The 1,243-nt window shown below is 45.5% G+C and carries 1 pseudogene; it reads right to left on the reverse strand.

Going from position 1 to position 1,243, the window contains the following annotated elements:
* A pseudogene (locus WMO29_RS16670) lies at window positions 1-503 on the reverse strand (reverse transcriptase domain-containing protein); the annotation flags it as partial.
* Window positions 504-1,243 lie beyond the last annotated feature (740 nt).

Genomic DNA, 1,243 nt, shown 5'->3' on the forward strand with positions numbered 1-1,243 from the left:
GTTGCCGCTATCGCATTTTCAACCGACCGATTTGGACGGAATCCATAGCTATTGTTGCTGAACCTGGCTTCGCAGATAGGTTCCATGACCTGCTTGATACATTGCTGTACCAATCTATCCCAGATACAAGGGATTCCCAGTGGCCTGGTATTCCCGTTTGGTTTTGGGATGTCTTTGCGTCTTACGCTTCTTGGGGTGTAGCCGTTTTTAGCTCCCTTGACGATTTTGCGTACCCTTGCTGTGACTTCATCAGCGGTAAGTTTACCAATATCAGAAATCTTCAGCTTGTCTGTTCCCGGCGTAATACTCCCGGTATTGGATTTGATGTTCCGATAGGCCAGCAGGATATTTTCTCTTGAAAGTATCACATCCATCAGGTTCTCGAAAATTTCTCCTGCCTGACTTCTGGCATACAGTTCATCAAAGGTACTTTGCATATCGTAGTATTCAGCATGGCGGAGATACTCCACGCATTTGGTTTTTGGTTTCTTCTCATTTGGCATCAGGCATCACTCTCCTTTACGGCGAGTGACTTCTTTTTGTCATACTCGCAATCCTAATTGCGACTAAGTGCTAAGTTGCCTGTTTGACTGACTTGAGGCCATTCTTCCGTTTTCCTCTTTTTAGCAGAAAACATCATCAGTTCGACCTCTGCTTTTCAGCAGTAGTACAGCAGCTTATATGATTCGTCTGCTTACTTCCTAATGGTAGAAGCCTACTGCCTTTCCTCGTTCCAACAATCCTATCTTTACATATACCTTTAGGTCTCCGCTTTAAGCCTGTCAGCTTGAACACGCCTGTAACGTGCTATGGTGTTTCATAACATCAATTTTTACTCCACCACACTGATTAGCGATGAACGCTACCAGCACATTTCTATGCCGTCATGGTATAGACCCTTACATTCGCGGTTTTCGTCAGTCATATTTCAAACATTCTGACCTTGGGTATTTTGTAGACCTCCGGCCTATAGGTAGCACCGTCCACCTCTGGACAGCTTTCGTGGGGCTGGTAATTATCCAGCAATCCATACGGCTACTCTCAGCCGACTTCACCGAGCTTCTGACAGGTCAGTTTTCACTTACACCCGCCAGTCGGAGTATTAAGGGGGCGTTTCAGGGCGTTACCCCATCATTCCACCTCTTGGATTGTTAGTTCTCCTAACATCTGAAATTTTCGTTCTTTTGTTAGTGCCTGATTTTGTCCTTCAACTACGAAGGCTTTGTTCAGGAACGAGTCGCAC

It is taken from the genome of Laedolimicola intestinihominis, from assembly GCF_040096155.1.
GTDB lineage: Bacteria > Bacillota > Clostridia > Lachnospirales > Lachnospiraceae > Laedolimicola > Laedolimicola intestinihominis.